General features: G+C 48.4%; 16 protein-coding genes and 4 pseudogenes. 8 read left to right on the top strand and 12 right to left on the bottom strand.

Annotated features, from left to right (window positions below; genetic code table 11):
* Nucleotides 1-50 precede the first annotated feature (50 nt).
* Nucleotides 51-872: an AraC family transcriptional regulator gene (locus JCM2765_RS02005; protein WP_054733128.1), complete on the bottom strand. Its 822-nt coding sequence runs from the start codon at nt 870-872 to the stop codon at nt 51-53.
* 198 nt (nt 873-1,070) lie between these two features.
* Between JCM2765_RS02005 and JCM2765_RS02000 the strand changes: the two are divergent.
* Together JCM2765_RS02000 and JCM2765_RS01995 are read left to right on the top strand one after the other, a co-directional pair.
* Nucleotides 1,071-2,746, top strand: a pseudogene (locus JCM2765_RS02000) (glycoside hydrolase family 43 protein).
* Between the two features lie 5 nt (nt 2,747-2,751).
* Nucleotides 2,752-3,993, top strand: a complete 1,242-nt coding sequence (locus tag JCM2765_RS01995; protein WP_054733126.1) for an MFS transporter — start codon at nt 2,752-2,754, stop codon at nt 3,991-3,993.
* 58 nt (nt 3,994-4,051) lie between these two features.
* On the opposite strand, the gene JCM2765_RS18620 is transcribed toward JCM2765_RS01995, so the two are convergent.
* Nucleotides 4,052-4,174: a hypothetical protein gene (locus JCM2765_RS18620; RefSeq protein WP_263849282.1), complete on the bottom strand. Its 123-nt coding sequence runs from the start codon at nt 4,172-4,174 to the stop codon at nt 4,052-4,054.
* Nucleotides 4,175-4,303: 129 nt separating this feature from the next.
* Nucleotides 4,304-5,095: a helix-turn-helix transcriptional regulator gene (locus JCM2765_RS01985; RefSeq protein WP_156301639.1), complete on the bottom strand. Its 792-nt coding sequence runs from the start codon at nt 5,093-5,095 to the stop codon at nt 4,304-4,306.
* 179 nt (nt 5,096-5,274) lie between these two features.
* Here JCM2765_RS01985 and JCM2765_RS01980 point away from each other — a divergent pair, with 179 nt between their 5' ends.
* A complete protein-coding gene (locus JCM2765_RS01980; protein ID WP_054733118.1) occupies nt 5,275-6,174 on the top strand; it encodes a DMT family transporter in 900 nt (299 codons plus the stop codon).
* Nucleotides 6,175-6,227: 53 nt separating this feature from the next.
* Here JCM2765_RS01980 and JCM2765_RS01975 read toward each other — a convergent pair whose 3' ends face one another.
* The 3 genes from JCM2765_RS01975 to JCM2765_RS01965 form a co-directional block, all read right to left on the bottom strand.
* On the bottom strand, nt 6,228-7,253 hold the full coding sequence (locus JCM2765_RS01975) for a threonine aldolase family protein (protein ID WP_054733116.1): 1,026 nt from the start codon (nt 7,251-7,253) through the stop codon (nt 6,228-6,230).
* A 96-nt stretch (nt 7,254-7,349) separates the two neighbouring features.
* Nucleotides 7,350-7,910 (bottom strand): sugar O-acetyltransferase, encoded by a 561-nt coding sequence (locus JCM2765_RS01970; RefSeq protein WP_054733114.1) that lies wholly within the window; start codon nt 7,908-7,910, stop codon nt 7,350-7,352.
* A 70-nt stretch (nt 7,911-7,980) separates the two neighbouring features.
* Nucleotides 7,981-8,412 carry a MarR family winged helix-turn-helix transcriptional regulator gene (locus JCM2765_RS01965; RefSeq protein ID WP_057151967.1) on the bottom strand — a complete coding sequence of 144 codons (432 nt, stop codon included), beginning with the start codon at nt 8,410-8,412 and terminating at the stop codon, nt 7,981-7,983.
* Nucleotides 8,413-8,549: 137 nt separating this feature from the next.
* Here JCM2765_RS01965 and JCM2765_RS01960 point away from each other — a divergent pair, with 137 nt between their 5' ends.
* Nucleotides 8,550-9,233 carry a GDSL-type esterase/lipase family protein gene (locus JCM2765_RS01960; protein WP_054733107.1) on the top strand — a complete coding sequence of 228 codons (684 nt, stop codon included), beginning with the start codon at nt 8,550-8,552 and terminating at the stop codon, nt 9,231-9,233.
* Between the two features lie 3 nt (nt 9,234-9,236).
* Here the strand turns inward: JCM2765_RS01960 and JCM2765_RS01955 are convergent, their stop codons facing one another.
* Complete coding sequence (locus JCM2765_RS01955; protein WP_054733103.1) at nt 9,237-9,965, bottom strand: LysR family transcriptional regulator; 729 nt, start codon at nt 9,963-9,965, stop codon at nt 9,237-9,239.
* A gap of 116 nt (nt 9,966-10,081) precedes the next feature.
* Here JCM2765_RS01955 and JCM2765_RS01950 point away from each other — a divergent pair, with 116 nt between their 5' ends.
* A complete protein-coding gene (locus JCM2765_RS01950; protein WP_054733100.1) occupies nt 10,082-10,474 on the top strand; it encodes a tautomerase family protein in 393 nt (130 codons plus the stop codon).
* 264 nt (nt 10,475-10,738) lie between these two features.
* Nucleotides 10,739-11,883: pseudogene (locus tag JCM2765_RS18615) on the top strand (GGDEF domain-containing protein).
* Nucleotides 11,884-12,257: 374 nt separating this feature from the next.
* Here JCM2765_RS18615 and queG read toward each other — a convergent pair.
* From queG to JCM2765_RS01920, 4 genes are read right to left on the bottom strand one after another with little or no spacing between them, the layout of a single operon-like run.
* Nucleotides 12,258-13,424, bottom strand: a complete 1,167-nt coding sequence (queG, locus tag JCM2765_RS01935) for a tRNA epoxyqueuosine(34) reductase QueG (protein WP_082404949.1) — start codon at nt 13,422-13,424, stop codon at nt 12,258-12,260.
* Nucleotides 13,424-13,828, bottom strand: a complete 405-nt coding sequence (locus tag JCM2765_RS01930; RefSeq protein ID WP_054733090.1) for a type 2 periplasmic-binding domain-containing protein — start codon at nt 13,826-13,828, stop codon at nt 13,424-13,426. Before JCM2765_RS01930 ends, queG begins: the two co-directional genes overlap by 1 nt.
* Nucleotides 13,825-14,082, bottom strand: coding sequence for a LysR substrate-binding domain-containing protein (locus JCM2765_RS01925; RefSeq protein ID WP_156301638.1), 258 nt, complete (start codon nt 14,080-14,082; stop codon nt 13,825-13,827). Before JCM2765_RS01925 ends, JCM2765_RS01930 begins: the two co-directional genes overlap by 4 nt.
* 26 nt (nt 14,083-14,108) lie before the next feature.
* On the bottom strand, nt 14,109-14,333 hold the full coding sequence (locus JCM2765_RS01920) for a LysR family transcriptional regulator (protein ID WP_054733088.1): 225 nt from the start codon (nt 14,331-14,333) through the stop codon (nt 14,109-14,111).
* 169 nt (nt 14,334-14,502) lie between these two features.
* On the opposite strand from JCM2765_RS01920, the pseudogene JCM2765_RS01915 reads away from it, so the two are divergent.
* Nucleotides 14,503-16,392 (top strand): annotated as a pseudogene (locus JCM2765_RS01915) (flavocytochrome c); the annotation flags it as partial.
* A gap of 84 nt (nt 16,393-16,476) precedes the next feature.
* On the opposite strand, the pseudogene JCM2765_RS01910 reads toward JCM2765_RS01915, so the two are convergent.
* Nucleotides 16,477-17,147 (bottom strand): annotated as a pseudogene (locus JCM2765_RS01910) (type 1 glutamine amidotransferase).
* A 145-nt stretch (nt 17,148-17,292) separates the two neighbouring features.
* Here JCM2765_RS01910 and JCM2765_RS01905 point away from each other — a divergent pair.
* Nucleotides 17,293-17,838: an NAD(P)H-dependent oxidoreductase gene (locus JCM2765_RS01905; protein ID WP_162231386.1), complete on the top strand. Its 546-nt coding sequence runs from the start codon at nt 17,293-17,295 to the stop codon at nt 17,836-17,838.
* The last annotated feature ends 50 nt before the right edge of the window (nt 17,839-17,888 follow it).

Genomic DNA, 17,888 nt, shown 5'->3' with positions numbered 1-17,888 from the left:
CTACCGAATTCTAAGCCAGAATTCGGTAGGCTATTTAATTTACCTAATTATCACGACGATTGCTTGGCTAACTGCTGGCGCCGAAGTTCACTGGGGAGCACGCCATACATTTCTTTGAATAATTGACGCGCGGTCCGCTTGTTCGTTAACCCGTGTTTGGCAAACAGCTTATCAATCGGTGTCCCCGACTTGATCACATCCTGATAAAGGGCATTGAGTCGAATCACGTAGATATACTGAATCATGGTGACGCCAGTTTGTTTTTTAAATAGCCGTGATAAATAGCTGGCGTTGTAGCCAAACTGGTCGGCTAACTGCTGTTCATTCAATGCGGCCTGGTAATGCTGATTAATATAAACCAGTAGTTCTTTAATGCCATCCGTTCGTTGCGGTAAGTTCGGTGTCTCCGTGGTGAAATTTAAAATCAACGTCTTAATCAACTTCAACAAAACGGCGCCGAAATCAAACAAATATCCCGGTTGTTGGTCACGTTTAACGCGGTACAGATCATCAAATAGTGATAATACCGTATGATACGCCGCTTGATTAGCAGTCGTTGGCACAAACCGTAACCGTTCCGGATCAGGATAAAACGTTTGAAAAAATTTTAGGGGAATCTGCAAGACAAACGCCCGGTTAGGCAAGTTTGTCACATCATGCACGACCCCAGATGATACCACCATAAACTGATTCGGCCCCACCACGTGTGATTGCCCATCAAACTTAAAGGTCAGTTTTCCCGTTAGCACACAGACAACTTCGATACTACTGTGCCAGTGAAACGGTACGTAGCCACTCGTTGTCACATCTGACTCAAAGAAACGAACCCCAATATCCAAATTTGAAACCACGTTTTCGTGATGATCCGTCATAATTTCGCTCAACCTCCAAAGTGACATTTTTTACCTAGTCAGGTTCATATTCTGACGTTCTTCTTGTAATAAATTGAACTGTATCCGCTTTCATATTAACATACAACTTGTTCAGTTAACGTTACATTTTATTTTCATTATCGCTTATAAATACTGTTATATCAATATTTACGTTTAAGAATGGAGTCGATTAAATTTATGGCAATTATTCACAATCCAATTATTCCAGGTATGGCACCCGATCCATCAATTATCCGGTAGGTAACGATTATTACTTAGCGACCTCTACGTTTCATTGGACCCCGGCGGTTCAGATTTTTCACTCAACTGATTTAGCGAACTGGGAACTAACCGGTTATGCGCTCGATCACGGCGAAGTTAACTTACGAGGCACGAACACGCCCGCTGGTATCTGGGCACCCCATTTATCCTACGACCCAGCATCTAAACGGTTCTGGTTAGCCTACTCACACATGCAAAACATGGCCGGCCGTGAATTCAATTCGGATTCCTTTGCGGTTTGGTCCGACAGCATTAATGGTCCTTGGTCAAAACCCATTTACCTCACATCGATTGGCTTTGACCCCGCTCTATTCCACGATGATGATGGTCGGCACTACGTTTCCATTCTTGAGTGGGAAACGCGGACTGGTTACCAAGCGCCTGGTCACATCGTTGTCGCTGAAATTGATTTAGTCAATGGCGGGATTATCGGTGATTGGCACCGGGTCACAACCGGCTTTACCACCCGTGGTTGTGCCGAAGCACCCCAATTGTACAAGCACAATGGGTACTACTACTTGTTGATTGCTGCCGGTGGTACTGGCTATGCGCACGGCGTCGAAATCGGTCGTGCCAAGGACGTCTTTGGCCCTTACACCCCACATCCTTCAGGTGAGCCGATCATTACCTCATCACCGCACCACCTATTTTCATTAGGTGATCCAGACGCCGGGCACTTTGAAATGCAGAATCCAAACACGCCAATTCAAAAATCCGGTCATGGCTCCCTAGTCAGTACCCCAAGCGGTGACTGGTACGTTGCCCACCTCATGTCACGACCATTACCGGGAACAAGCCTCAATCCACTCGGTCGCGAAACCAGTCTCCAAAAGATGACCTGGTCGCAAGATGGTTGGCTACAAATGGCTGACGGGTCAAATCTTGCCAAGGCAACCACGCCCGCACCTCGTGATTATCCTAATACTCAACAAGACTTCGCCAGTTTTGATATCAATGATCAGTTCGAGACGAACCAAGTCCCAGCCCACTTTATGACCCCATATCGTGAACAAACTAACGATTGGGTCAACACTACTGAACGACCGGGACACCTCAGAATCTATGGCGATAATTCCTTCTTCTCCCAAGTGGATCCCGCAATCATGGCAACTCGCGCAACCTCACTTGATTACACCGTTCAAACGAAACTAGAATTTCACCCCGTTCACTACTCTCAAACGGCAGGTCTGGGACTGTACTACGATGCCAATAACTGGCTGTATGTCCGCCTATGTCAGGATGATACGGAAGACCATACTGTCCTTCGCGTTCTTCAAGCCAAATTAGGACAACGAACCGATGATATTTTCACGGAAGTTCCCGTTAAAAACGATACAGTTGAACTTCAACTCCGCTATCACATGGGTTTCGCAACAATCAGTTACCGTTTAGATTCGCAATCCGATTGGCAACGACTTACCCAAGATATCGATGTCACCTACCTTTCCGATGAAGGGGTCAACGGTGAACCAGGCGAAATCGGGGGATTCACTGGTCTATTCAACTTCATCGGTGCTGTCGATGCTTACCAGCACCAATCATTTGCTGATTTTAGTTACTATACCGTCAAAAACAATACACTTAAAGGATGAGTAATATGCAAAAAACAACGATTTCATTAAAACGTCTAGTTCCTGGTTTAATCATTGGGCCCGCCAGTTGGTTGGGACCTTACATTGCGATGAACAGTCTGTTTCTACCTGCGTTACTCCAACACTTGGACGCCGCCAATAAAGTCAATTTAGTCGCCCTCTTCTCCACCTGTGGGATGATCGTCGCCGCCATTTCTAACATGGTCGCCGGCATGTTATCTGATCGTACTAAATCTCGTTTCGGGAAGCGGGCACCTTGGATCATCGGTGGGGCTTTTGTCTTCATGCTCGCAATGATTCTAGCGTCATTTGCCACTAACATTCCCTACCTATTAACCGCCTGGATGGTTGGTCAAGCGGCCCTCAACTTTATCGTTGCCCCAATGGTTGCTTGGATCGACTTTGCGGATAAGGACAGCCGCGGAACCGCCTCTTCTGCTTACGGTGGCCTAGGGATGGCCCTTGGCAATAACGGCTTCAACGTGGTTGGGGCGATGTTCTTAAGTCAATTTCGGTTAGGCTTTATTATCTTCGGGATCTTTACCTTCATCGGTACTTTGGTTGCCGTTTTAATCGTTCACGAACCTAGCAACATTGATGACACGACTGAAGAAACAGCCGCACCAGAAAAGCAAAAGTTCAGTCTAAAAGAAATTACCTCTGTTTTCCCAGGTTGGTCAACCGGCCGTGACTACTACCTCGCCCTCATTGGTAAACTGTTCCAAGGGGTTGGTAACTTCGCTATTACTGGCTACATCCTCTACATCATGACCGATTTTCTTCACCGAGGTTCTCAAACTCAAAGTTCTATTCAATTGATCAATACCATTATGTTGATCTTCGGGATTCTAATGGGCTTCATCGCCGGGCCACTCTCTGACAAGTTTAAAGTGCTAAAATGGCCAGTTGGCTTATCAACCATTTTCTTGGCCATTGGCGCCATTACACTATTCCTCCTTCGTGATAACACCGGGATCATCATCTACGCCTTCATGGCCGGCATCGGAATGGGCGTTTGGAACTCACTGGATAATTTGTTGAACCTAGAAGTGATTCCTGACCCAGACCGAGTCGCCTTCTTCCTTGGAGTTTATAACTTAGGAAATACCGTTACTCAAGCGATTGCGCCTGTCATTGCGGCCTTAGTCATTTCTGTATTTGGTTTTTCAGCTATCTTTATTGTTTCCTTTATCTTCTCATTGATTGGCGGGATTTCAATGCTCTGCATCCGGTCGGTTAAACGTTAATTGGCTATTAAATAAACACACCTAGCGTAATTTTGAACGAATTACACCAGGTGTGTTTTTATGATTTCTTTTCATCAAACCGGTGTCCCTTCTGCCGCAACAACCGCCACATCGGTTTCGGCAACTTCACAATTTCAACGTCATCGCCCAAATACAACAACCAGTCTACGAATCGGGACAACTCACGCTCATCCGCTAAGTCCACAGTCGTTTCATACTGTGCTTGCGACCCCAACATATCCGTTGGTTGGCGAAACTCTTGAAACCGCTGAATTGCGATTGGCCCTAACCTGAGTTGAACATTAGTCGCTTAATCAAAAGTCGTTTCCAGCGCAGATGGTGGTGTCATCAGTTCTGGCACTGGTGATAAGTCATAGGCAGCCACGCTTTGAATTCGGTCAACCCGAAAAGTCCGCTTAGCCTGCCGGGTCAGGTCCCAAGTATCAACGTACCACAGTGATGATTGTTGGAAAATTCGGCGGACATAAATGTGATGTTGCTCATCATTGGTCGCAAACTTTTTTCTGTACATGATTGTTGCAAACCCCATCCCATAGCTGATTTCATCAATTAATGGTGCCAGCATGACTGGCGCTTTATCCGATACTGCAAACCAGCCTGTATCAGCGTGACTTTCGTTCGATATCGTCAAAACTTGTTGTAAGCTCAGCAAGGCATGACGCTGTTTTTCCGGAACGTTACTCAGTAATTTTTCAACTAGTGATTGGCGACTTTTTAAATACGGTAGGTTATCGTTCGATGAAGCCAAAAACGAAACAAAGATGGCCGCTATTTCATCTTGGTGGAGTTGAACCGTCAACGAATTTTTTCGATTTTTCACCGTATACCGATCCCGATACCCTGCCTGTGGCATCACCGTTATCCCCTGTGATTCAATGTCATGCAAGTCCCGCACCGCAGTCTGGCGTGAGATGTTAAATACCGTCATTAAGTCACCAATGGTGAAACTATCGCGGTTAGTCACGTATCGAATTTCGGTTGGGATACGGACACTTTTCTTCAATCGGCCATCATCAAAATCATAGCCACTGTCTTCATCCAATAGCGGCATCGTAAACTGCATTTTAAACCCATCAATCATTTGGCCCACCTCGGTTTCCCCTCAACCTCTAATACCTTCAACCTAATTTGAAGAAAGTTTAACATAGATTTCGGCTTTCTTGAATACTGATGATTCGCAATTCCTTTTGAAAAATAAGTTGCCGAAACCCATGCCTAACCTGTTACAATAGTGCAAGACTCACGAAAGGAGGCGTCGCCGTGACGCTCACCAAAACGCAAAGCAACCTCGGCTTGTTGACCTCGGCCTTTATCTGGGGCATTAGTTACACGTTTATCAAACAGTGTACGGATGCCCACATGTCGGCCGGCCTGATCAATGGTGGCCGGGGACTGATTTTCGCCACACTCCTCTACATATTTTTCCACAAAACGATTCACCACATCACTTGGCAGGAGGTGAAACTGGGCGCTATCGGCGGTCTACTCAACGTTGCCGTCGTGCTGTTGCAAACCACCGGGCTCAAATACACCACGCCCAGCAACAGCTCATTTCTCACTGCCACCTATGTGCTGTTTGTCCCCATCGTGGTTTGGATCACGCAACACCAACGCCCGCAACGTAAACTGATCCTCGCGATTATCCTGTGTTTGATTGGAACGACCTTCCTAACCGGTATCATCCAAACTGGATTTCACCTCCAACTGGGTGATATCTTAACGCTTTGTTCAGCCATCTTCGTGTCACTGCAGATCGTTTATTACAGTGCATTAGGTACCCGATTAAATCCCATTAATAGTTCATTCATGTTAGCCATGAGTCAAATCGTGGTGAGTGGTGGCATGTCCCTGCTATTCGAACGTCAAAGTTATAGTGCCATTGATTGGCCACACGCCATTTTACCTTTGATTGCATTGGGCATCACTGCGTCATTCATGGCCCAGACACTGCAAATCTTCTGCCAACAATTTGCGGACCCGACCACCTCTGGTCTACTGCTAATGACGGAATCGCTGTTTGCGAGTTTGGTTTCCGTGCTGGTTGGCATTGAACCGGTTACCAGTAATTTGGTGACTGGCGGAAGTTTGATTTTTGTGGCGTTATTATTAATGCAGTTGGATTTGCACCGGTTGTCGTTGTGGCGGCGACAGCGATTTTAAGCGCATATAAAAACAGGCGTTGCTTAACGGCAGCGCCTGTTTTTTAGTATTATCTATAAAATTGCAATCAATTCATCCAATTCAGCCTGCGTCGTCGACCAACTCGTTGCCAACCGAATCGCCGTATGCGTCTCATCGATCTTCTCCCAGAACGAATAATCAACGGACTGACTCAACGCCTTTAGTTGAGCCGAATCAACCACGATAAACTGCTGGTTAGTTGGCGAATCAATGTAGAATTCGTATCCCTTATCTGTCAACGCCTGCTTCAACTGCATCGCCAAATCAATGGCGTGCCTGCTGATATCGAGATACAAGTTGTCGGTAAAGAGGGCGTCAAACTGGACGCCACACAACCGGCCCTTCGCCAGCAGCGCGCCCTGCCGCTTGATTTTCGTCACAAACCGCTTTGGTGTGTTGTGTTTCGTAAAGACCACCGCTTCACCACATAGTGCGCCAACCTTCGTTCCGCCAATGTAGAACACGTCGCACAACGCCGCGATTTCTGGTAACGTCAAATCCGCTTCCGGACTCGCTAAACCGTAGCCTAATCGCGCACCGTCAATAAAGAGCGGCAACTGATTAGCGTGGCAGGTCTCCGCTAGCTCGGTCAGTTCTTGTTTGCTGTACAATGTGCCACCTTCAGTTGGGTAGGAAATGTAAACCAACCCAGGCGCCACCATCTGACCGTGATTTTCGTCAGCATAAAAGTCGTCCACGTAAGTTTGGAGGTTACCGGCAGTCAACTTGCCATCAACTTGTGGCACTGTCAGGACCTTGTGCCCCGTATACTCAATGGAACCCGCTTCGTGTAGCGCAATATGGCCGGTATCAACGGCCACAACACCCTCATCATCGGCCAGTAAGTTTGAAATTACGATGGCGTTGGTTTGCGTCCCACCTGAAATGAAGTAAACGTCTGCGTCATCAATCCCACAGGCCGCTTGAATTTTAGCAATCGCACTTGCGGTGTATTTGTCAGTCCCGTATCCGGGTTGGGCATCTAAATTGGTATCAACTAAGTGTTGCAATACCTTGGGATGGGCGCCCCGAGCGTAATCATTTGCGAATGGTAACATAGTGAATTCCTCCAGACTTTTCCTGACACTTTATTAAATAAGTTTTAATCTGATTGTAAGGCTATGCCAATTCGCCAAAGCTGTCAAGATACGCCGTTAATCCGTTGTTAACGATTTCAACACCCGTGCCGGAACCCCGCCAATCAAAACGTTATCGGGGACATCTTTTGTGACGACAGCGCCCGCAGCAATGACGACATTATTGCCGATCGTGACGCCCGGCGTAATCGTCGCTTTACCGCCGATCCAGACATCATTGCCAATCGTCACCGGTTTCGCTTGTGCCAAATAATCCCGACGTCCCTGCGGCGTCATCGGGTGATTGACCGTATAAATGTCAACGTTTGGACCAATCATCACGTGCGTCCCAATCGTCACGGGCGCAATATCTAAGATAGTGAGATTGTAGTTGCTTAAAAAGTAGTCCCCTACGTGAATATTTTGCCCATTATCGCAGTTAAACGTCGCCTGCATGGACAAGTGAGCACCTGCCGACCCTAAAATTTCACGCGCTTTAGCCGTTTGTCGTTCCGGTTCGGTTGCCGGAATGGCGTTAAATTCCTGGCAGAGTTGCGCGGCTCTAGCCTTTCTAGCGGCTACCGCTTCGTCCAAAAAGTTATACCAGTCACCGGCAGCTAATTTTTCTAGTTCTGTCATGTTTCCACACTCCTTCTCCCCTTAATCATAGTTGTTAGAGGTGGGTGTAAGTCAAATTAACACTTGACGCTTAATCTAACCCCCGCTTCACATCCCCCAACAACGTCAACAACGTCTCCCGCTGTTCGCTCGTCAATCCTTGCGTCAAGCGCTGATCAACCATCTGCTGAACCGCCTGAAACTGGTCAACGATTGACTGCCCATCAGCCGTTAAATACAGCATCTTATTCCGGGTATTATCCACCGGAATGTGCCGTTCGACTAGTCCGGCCTCCTCCAGTTTCTTAAGAAACGCTGAGACTGTTGCCGCGCGTCGGTGCATCACGTCCACTAATTCACGTTGGATCATCCCCGGATGTGCCCCAATCAGCTGTAAAACCATGGCTTGCTGATCCGTCACCTCGTTGGTTTGACGTAACTGGTCATTGACCAACGCCCGTTCTTTCAGTGTAATTTGTCGTAATAGTGTGCTAATTTCCTGTGCCGTTTGTGCTTCTGTCATCTGAATCACCTCACCTCCAGTGTAGCAAAAAGTTAGTTAAAAATACAGTTAGTCTAACTAATTGTTTGACAATCAAATTCCACAGCGCTATGATGACTAACTGTTAGATAATCTAACTTTAAAGGAGACTAACTATCATGACAGAAAACACGAAAGCTTTAACTAACCTCGATCCAAAAATCACCACCTTCCAAAACCAACTCTATGCGAAGTACGACCTGACTAACCAAACCGTCACCCCTGGCCAAACCGTTTTCGTTGGTTCCTCACTAATGGAAATTTTTCCGATCGAACGGTTTCAGGCTGAACAAGAACTCAACCTCACCCAACACATTTATAACCGTGGCGTCCGCGCGACCACTACGGCTGACTTATTAGCGCACCTGACGACTCAAGTGCTAGCACTAAAACCTAGTCGCCTCTTCATTAACATCGGCTCCAATGACCTTGGATTCAACGTGCCTGAAGCCACCTTCTTCGCCAACTACACCACCATCTTGACCCGCATTCACGCTGAATTACCGGACACCCAAATCTTCGTGATGGCGTTCTACCCCATCAACGCGGTCGCTGACTTTGGCGAAGACCCACACGAGCACCAACAGTTCTTTGAATTTCGGTCAAATGACCGGATCGATGCGGCCAATCAAAAGGTTCAACAACTGGTGACTGGCCTTCCAAACGTCACCTTTATCGATGCCAGTGACGGGTTACGTGACAAGATCGGCAACCTCCGCCAGGAACTGACCTTTGACGGCGCTCATTTATTACCAGACGGTTATCAAATCATCCTTAACAACCTGATGCCCTATCTCCAGTAGCGACTAACTCATTCGGGTATAGGTCCAGTAAGGCACCTCAAACCGACGCTGATCAATTGCGGCCACCTTAAGTGCTGCCATCAACCTAACCGGTAGCAACGCGATTCCCCGCCCCGTTGCCACCAATTTAGTGATGGCTGCCCACGAATCAACCGTCATCACCCGCTCCGCTTCGTGGTTAAATACCGTCAGCGTGCGGCGACGAAACGGGCACCGGGTATCTCGATTGACTAAAATTGGTAGTTGGTCACTTTGACCTAAAAAGGCGGTCGTTAACGCCGACTGCGCGACGCATTGATAGTCGGCTTGCTCAAAATGAGCGTAGGTAATAACTTGATCCGCCTCCTGAACTGGCACCGTTTCAATCTCGGTAGACGACTTAACTTGAAAGGTATTTTGCGTTAAATCAAATTGCTGCTGATCAATCACCAACTCGTTGAACAATAACTCTGAAATCACAATTTGCTGGTGTTTTGGTGCCGATTGGAGTTTGTTGCGAACCGCCGACGTTGCCCGCAACACCGTTAGCGCATACTGATAGAAGGTTTCACCAGCTTGAGTTGGCGTGATGCCTTGATAGCTGCGTTCAAATAGTTGCGCATCAAATTCCGATTCGATGGCCTTCAACCGCGCCGTAATGTTAGATTGCGCAAACCCCAACGCTTTCGCAACCACGTTAATTGACCGTAAGTCGTATAGTTGCCGATAAATTTCTAAGTCTTGAAGTTGCATGGTTAGCCGCCCCCCTTATCACTATTTATGATAACCATATCACATTCCGGTAATAGGCAGAACCCTTTTTAGGGACTAAACTAACCCCATTACTTAACGAAATGAGGAATTCAACTATGCCATACTTACGTGTTCGAATCGCGAGTGCTAACACCACTATTACCAGCCAACAAATTGCAACCAACCTTACCCGACTTGCCGTGGACGTTTTGGGTAAAGACGCGGCAGTAGCAGCCGTTGACGTTAAATTCACCGATCCTAGTGACTGGTTCGTTGGCGGTAAATCACTAACGCAGCTCAACCAAACGAGTTTCTACGTTGAAATCAAAATTACTGAAGCAACGAATACCCGAGACCAAAAGGCCGCCTTTGTAAAACAAGTCTTCGACACCTTCGCCAAGCTTTACGGCAACGTGACGCCAACCAGTTACGTTGTTTTGCACGACGTTGCTTCCGAAGCTTGGGGCTATGGCGGCAAAACCCAGGAGTATCGCTATATCGCACAATAATAACGTTAAATTCACCTAATCGGCTCAGTTAACTGCTAGCCGATTTTGGTTGTCACTCGGGTGTAACCACCGCTCACCAAAGTGATAGTTTAATCGTTTTACTTTCCGTTATAACAAGTCTTAACGGAATCCTAAAATCGAATATAATTGCCGCATTTAATGGTTGACGCTATCCCAACCCGCGCCCTATAGTAGTAGTGATGAGATCAAGAATGCTATTTTCTCATCATCCGACATTAGCACTCGCGTTAGGAGGTTAACTAGATGCTGATCGGTAACTATATCGAAAGCGTTTTTTTGGTGGTTGCATGCACCCTCGGTATCATGTCGGCTTACTTTCAAGTCGATGCCGTTACCCGTCAACGAGTGGCTAAGCAACGTGATTTAGGGCGACTTAAAGCGGACTATCCGCTGGTCGTCTTCGTTTGCTTGGTATTACTACTACTTGGTTTTTTGAGTACGACTGCCAGTCACCAACTGTTTTGGGTGCTCATTAACCTGCAGGCAATTTTGATGCTTTACAGTAACCTGCTCCTACCAACCCTTAGTGAATTTTTGATTATTCAAGGCATGGGCGCGCTAATGTTCTTTCTAGCAGGCGATGCCCTTAACTGGGTTACCTGGCTGATTTTTCTGGTCTCCTGCCTCGTTGTTTACAGCGAGCACTGGTATTCCAAATACCTAGTGCACCGCCCCTACTTCTTTTTGATGCCACCACTCATCATTGGCGTCGTTTTCTGGGCTCGAGTTTACGTTATTTCGCCCAGTCTAACGTTGACCGATACCATCGTGAACTACATCGGTTTTGCCTGGGCCTATTACGCCCTTTGGGTTTACGATCAATCCTTGCAGCGGGACCAACAAGTCGTTGCCAAACTCACCCACGAAGTGCAGTACGATGGTCTTACCCGGGTTCGTAACTGGGCGATGTTTCGGCAAGACTTCACCCACAACTATGGGCAGTTAAGTGAGACGCCTCAGTTAGCCCTAGTCGTGATGGACATTGATCATTTTAAACACATCAACGATACGTACGGGCACTTAGTCGGTAACCAAGTTCTCATGATGGTGGCCACTCAGATTCAAAGCTATCTCAAACGTCAAGATCCGAATTACAAATTCTACCGAACCGGTGGCGAAGAATTCGCATGATCCTTCCCGGCGCTGATTTAGCCCGGGCGAAGGTCATTACGCTAATTTGTCACCAGTTACTCAGCGACATGGATGTTCGCTTCAACGGCGGTGAATTCAACATCACCGCCTCCTTCGGCCTCGCCATGGCGACAACAAAAGACGGCAACTCAACCGCCGTCTTCAAGCGCGCCGACCACTACCTCTACCAGTCCAAACATGCTGGCCGAGACTGCATCACGGTCGAAGGCGAAACGCTGAATCATCAGGTTGCGTAATTTAAAAGCACCGCCATTCAATTCGAAATGGTGATGCTTTTTTGTTTGCTATCGTTTGTGTCCAGCGTAAGCGTTGGGTACGATTGGGGTGAAGGCTGTTTGTCATCGCTTCGCTCGCCAAAGCCGCACGAAAACCGGCGCTCTCAGGCTACAAAATTCGGCGCCACTTAGGCTGCTATTTCCGGGGTTCCTGAAGTAACTGGAGCTTGTCAACCACGCGCTTTCTGGCCACCAAGCCGAATGGTGCTGCGCGAGACTGAGAGCTGCATGTAAGGGGCTTCGATAAAACCGCCAGGCCCGGGCGCTTTCACCGAATCCCCTTACATTACGCTCTCAACCCGTCTCGCTCCGCACACTTATGCTGGACACAAACGTCAGTCATTCACCGTAACTTGCTCAATCGCTCGAACATATTCCTGCAACAACGATTCATCCGTTCCGTTATCCCGCTCCGTCTCATAAGCCGCCTGTAAGAACTCAGCCACAGCGGTATTGCCAGGTTGACTCAACCGCCCCACCGCATACGCGGCAGTTGCACGAATTAGTGGCCGTGGATCGTTTTCGATGACTTCTAATAATTTCGGTAGTGAGCTGGTGTCATTCAGGTTGGCGATCGCAATAATGGCATTTCGTTGCAGCGGCTTTTTACCTCGCCACGACCCAGCCATTGGACCAAAACTTTCTTTGAATTCGCGGTTGGTTTGCGTCAACATCGGGGTTAACTCTGGCCGAACCAGCTCAACGTCTGGTTCCATCCGCTCATGCAGATGATTATCAACGCCCCGATTAAACGGACACACAACCTGACAAATATCACAACCGTAAATGACGTTGCGAATCAGCGGCCGAAACTCATCCGGCATTTGCCCCTTAGTTTGTGTCTGGTAGGACAAACAGCGTTGGCCGTTCAACTGGCCGTTGCCCATTAACGCCCGTGGCGGGCAGGCATCGATGCAGCGGGTGCAGTCGCCACACCGGCAGGCCATTGGCTCATCTGGTTCCAGTTCTAGGTTCGTGACGATTTCGCCTAAATACACAAATGAGCCAAATTCCGGTGTAATCAGTAACCCGTTCTTACCAATAAAGCCGACCCCTGCCCGTTGTGCCACCGCAACGTCGATCAACTCGCCAGTGTCCACCATTGGTTTGAACCGAACGTCGCTATCCGCTGGTAATAACGCCTTGATAGCTGCAATCAACGCTTCTAGGTGGTCGTCCAAGATGAAGTGGTAGTCCTCACCCCACGAGGCCCGCGCGAACTGGCCGCGCTTCAAACCGGTCCGTGGTGGCTGGTTTTTCAACCGTGCCGGATACGCTAGTGCAATTGAAATCAGCGTTTTCGGATTATCGAAAATCAGGTCTGGATTCAAGCGCTCATCAAGATTCTGGTGTTCAAAACCGGTGATGTGACCATCGGCCTTTTGTTTGACCAACCCAGCTCTCAAATGCTCAAAGTCGGCTGCTGTCGTAAAGCCGATTTTATCGATGCCGACTCGTTGACTGGCGGCGATGATTTGCTGTTTCAGCGTTGTATTTGCCATCACGCGTTTCCTCCTTGGTTGCTTGTCTGTTGGAGTTGCTTTTCAAAGTTAAGCATGGCGGGGTTGGTGTTTAATTCGTTGACCACCACACAAATTTGGTACCGGTGACTGGTATTTTTAATTTTGCGGTACACGATATTCGGGTTGCTGGGGTAGCTAAAGCCCTCCGGCACAAAGGTGATACAGTTGTTCAACGAAACGTTGAGTAACAATTCCTCTAGTCGATCAAAGCGTTTCGTTTTTTCAATCGCGTACCCGTCTCGCTGGGCGTTGGGAATCATCCCGTTTGGTGCGGGCGTTGCGCCATCGAAATTGTAAAAGCCAATCGTTTCGGTGGCTAGCTCCTGACCGTCCAGCACTTGCTTTTGCGCTAACGGGTGATTGCGACTGATGCCAATCATCATCTCACCCTCACGTACACCGTCTGCTTGATAAAGGCCTCCGATAACAAGTGCCCGATACCGTAGTCCACCGCAATCACCACGTCAACGGTCTGGTTCAACAGCCCTTCGCGACTCTGTTGGTAGGTCTGCTGCACCGGAAAAAGGTTGGTCTGCGGAAACTGCTTTTGAAACGGCGTCAATAGCTCATCCGCTACGATCGACTCAAAACTAGTGGTAAAGCCGATGCGCAGGGTCGCCGATGTCGACTGACTCAATTGCTTAGTTTGGTCGATGGCAATTGCTAAATCACTGAGTAATGACTTGGCTTATGATAGAACAGCGTCCCCGCCGGCGTGAGTTTAATATTGTTATGCTCAATGTTGAATAACTGAACATCCAGTTCCTTTTCTAGGGCGTGGATCTGTTTGCTAATGGCCGTTTGCGAAATGTAATTTTTATTGGCAGCTGCTGAAAAGCTTTCTAATTCAGCACTATCAACGAAGTATTTTAATTTATCCGTGTTCATCAATCCACCCCCAACTAAAAGTTAGACCCTCAACCAAAGCGATAGTGTCCGCCGTTAATTAACGATGCTATGCTTAATTTGAAATTAGTTGAGCAAACTTTTTATTTATGATTAACCTTATTTTACTACAAACATTAACTAGAAAAGGATAATTGATATGACCAATACTTTCAAACCAGGCACCTACACCGTTAACGCCAAGGGGCACAACGGCACCTTCCCCATGAGCGTTACTTTCTCTGAAGACCGCATCGAAAACATCGACATTCAAGCTAAGAGCGAAACGAAGGGGATCAGTGATGTCGTTTATGAACGGCTCCCTCACCAAGTAATTGCCGGCCAAACCTTGAACGTTGACGCTGTTACCGGGGCTTCCGATACCAGTCACGGGATCATCGACGGGGTCGCCCAAGCTGCCGCTTTAGCAGGTGCCGACCCAGCCGAATTAAAGGCTCGTGATAAATACGTGGCGCCTGCGAACACCGAAGATAAAACCTTCAGCACCGACCTCGTTGTCGTCGGCGGTGGTGGCGCTGGTTTGTCCGCAGCCGCAACTGCCTTAGATCAAGGTCAACAAGTCGTCCTCGTTGAAAAGGCCCCCGCACTTGGCGGTAACACGGTCCGGGCGGGGGGCCCCATGAACGCCGCTGACCCCGACTGGCAAAAACAGTTCGCAGCCCTTCCCGGAGAGGACCAAACGTTGACCGACATCCTCAACATGCCAATTGATCATATCGACGCTGAATTCCAAGCTGACTTTAAAGTGCTTCAATCTCAAATCAAGGCTTACTTAGCGGAAGTCGCTAACGGCACCCCCGCCTACCTGTTTGATTCCGTTGAACTGCACCGAATCATGACCTACTTAGGTGGGACCCGGACCGACCGTAACGGCTACCGAATTCACGGTAAATACGATTTGGTCAAAACGTTGACCGATAACGTACTGGCTTCTCAAAGATGGTTAGCTAAAATTGGCGTGGCCTTTGATAACTCCCAAGTCACAATGCCCGTTGGCGCGCTCTGGCGCCGGGGTCACAAACCAGTTGAAGAAGCTGGCTTCGCCTACATCTCCGTCTTGAGCGATTACGTTAAGGCTCACGGTGGTAAGATTTTCACTGATAGTCCCGTCACTGCCCTGCAACATGCTGACGGCCGTGTAACCGGCGTTATCGTGACGAAAGCCAACGGTCAAACGATCACCATTAACGCCAAAGCAGTCATCTTGGCTTCCGGCGGCTTCGGTGCCAACACCAAGATGGTGCAACAATACAACACCTACTGGTCAAGCGTTGCCGATAATATCGCCACCACCAACACACCAACCGAAACCGGCGACGGCATTCGCTTAGGCCAAAGCGTTGGCGCTGACTTAACGGGCATGGGCTTTATCCAAATGATGCCAGTCGCTGACCCAGAAACCGGCGAACTCTTCTCCGGCATCCAATGCCCGCCAGCTAACTTTGTGATGGTCAACCAACAGGGTAAGCGATTCGTTAACGAGTACGCTGAACGGGACGTCTTAGCCCAAGCGGCATTTGACAACGGCGGGCTGTTCTACTTGATTGCCGATGCTAAAATTAAGGACACGGCTTACAACACTAGCGATGCTCAGCTTGAACAACAGGTGAAAGATGGTCGCTTGTTTAAGGCTGACACCTTAGCTGAACTAGCTGATCAGATTCACGTTGACGCGGCCACGTTAGAAACCACCATCGCTAACTATAACCGCTACGTTGACGCCGGTGAAGATCCGGAATTCGGCAAGAACGTCTTCGACTTGAAGGTTGAAGTTGGGCCGTTCTACGCCACACCACGGATGCCAGCCATTCACCATACCATGGGTGGTTTGACGATTGATGCCAAAGCTCACGTGTTAAATGAATCTGGCACTGCCATCAGTGGCCTTTACGCTGCGGGTGAAGTTGCCGGTGGCCTGCATGCCGGTAACCGGTTGGGCGGTAACTCCCTTGCGGACATCTTTACCTTTGGCCCAATTGCGGCGAAAACGGCGGTCGCTGAATTACCAGCCGACGTTGTAACGGGTGCTTCACAACATTAATGAATCGTTATCGACCATAACCTAGCCATACTAAAAACGAGACCCCTAACTGATTTAACATCAGTAGGCGTCTCGTTTTTAGTCTTATTCCGCCGTCAAATAATCTAACAGTTGAAACATCACCTGCCGATTTTCTGCCGGCACTGGCGCAGCTAAAATATCAGCGGGCGTCTGGTGCAACGCGGAATCCGCCGCATACTGGCCGTCATTGACCACAATTTCTCGCACGTCATCCGCTTCAGGTTCAAAGTGGAACTGCAGCCCGATTGCTTCATGACCGAACACAAAGCCCTGATTACGGACTAAATCGCTACTAAATAATAGTTCTGCGCCATCCGGAATGCCAAACATCTCTTGATGCCAGTGTAGCGCCGTTAACTTCTCTGGGAGTTGTGGGATCACGTGACTTTGCAGGTAAACTGGTGCCCAGCCCACTTCCTTTGCGGGCGCTGTAGTCACTGGTGCGCCTAAGACTTTCGCAATTTGCTGAGCGCCGTAGCAAGCCCCAAACATCGGGACGTTACGGTCTAGCAATTGCTGAATCAATTGCCGCTCCTGTTTGATCCACGTTAAGTCATCGTTAGGCTCATCGGCCCACCCAAGATGATCAGTAAGTCAGTTTCAGCCGCACTAGGGAGTACCCCGTTAAACTGATATGGATGGTACACATACATCTGATGACCATGCGCTTGTGACCAGGCTTTGATGGCCCCCGGTCCTTCATTTGGCGTATGTTGTAGCACGTTGATCCTCATCGTCTTGCCCCGCTTTCGTTCCAAGTTATGATGCCTTATTTTAGGCCTGACGATCCCTAAAAGTCAAAGTTAGGCGTCGAATGAGTTGAGCTCAAAACCGGTCTTCGAGTATGATGGAAGTAACCTATCTAAAGGACTGATTTTAGTGAAAATTCTACTGATTAACGGTTATACACCCCATCCAGACGCCCGTGGTAAATTAACGCAGGCGCTGGTTGATCTCAGTGCCACAATGCTGAGTCCGCAGCACCAAGTTAAACAATCGAACGTGCTCGATTACGATTTAATCGAGGAATACCATAAGTTTCAGTGGGCGGATTTGATTTTACTGTATTTTCCACTCTACTGGTACGCTGTGCCTTGGGGCCTCAAACGCTACCTCGATGACGTTTTCGAAAAACACCGGTTCTACGATGCCGATGCGCAGGGCCGTCCGGTACCGCTGATGACTGGCAAATCTTTCGGCTACGTGACCACGTTGGCAGCGGTTGAAGATACTTACCGTCCCGGGAATTCGCTGACGCAAGGACTGACAGTTGACGATTTACTCCAGCCATTAACGGTCACTTTTCGCTATGTAGGGATTGAACAACAGGCGCGGTTTCAAAACTGCGTGTTTTATGATGTGTATAACCCGAAACAAGTCGTGGCAGCTAAAGAAACGTTAACGACGCAATTGCTGTCACTGTAACACTTACGTTTGTGTCTGAAACTTGGCTTCGTTGGTGCGTTAATCATGGA

The sequence above is a fragment of the Secundilactobacillus similis DSM 23365 = JCM 2765 genome, from assembly GCF_001311075.1.
GTDB lineage: Bacteria > Bacillota > Bacilli > Lactobacillales > Lactobacillaceae > Secundilactobacillus > Secundilactobacillus similis.
This window is presented reverse-complemented; position numbering and strand designations above follow the sequence as displayed.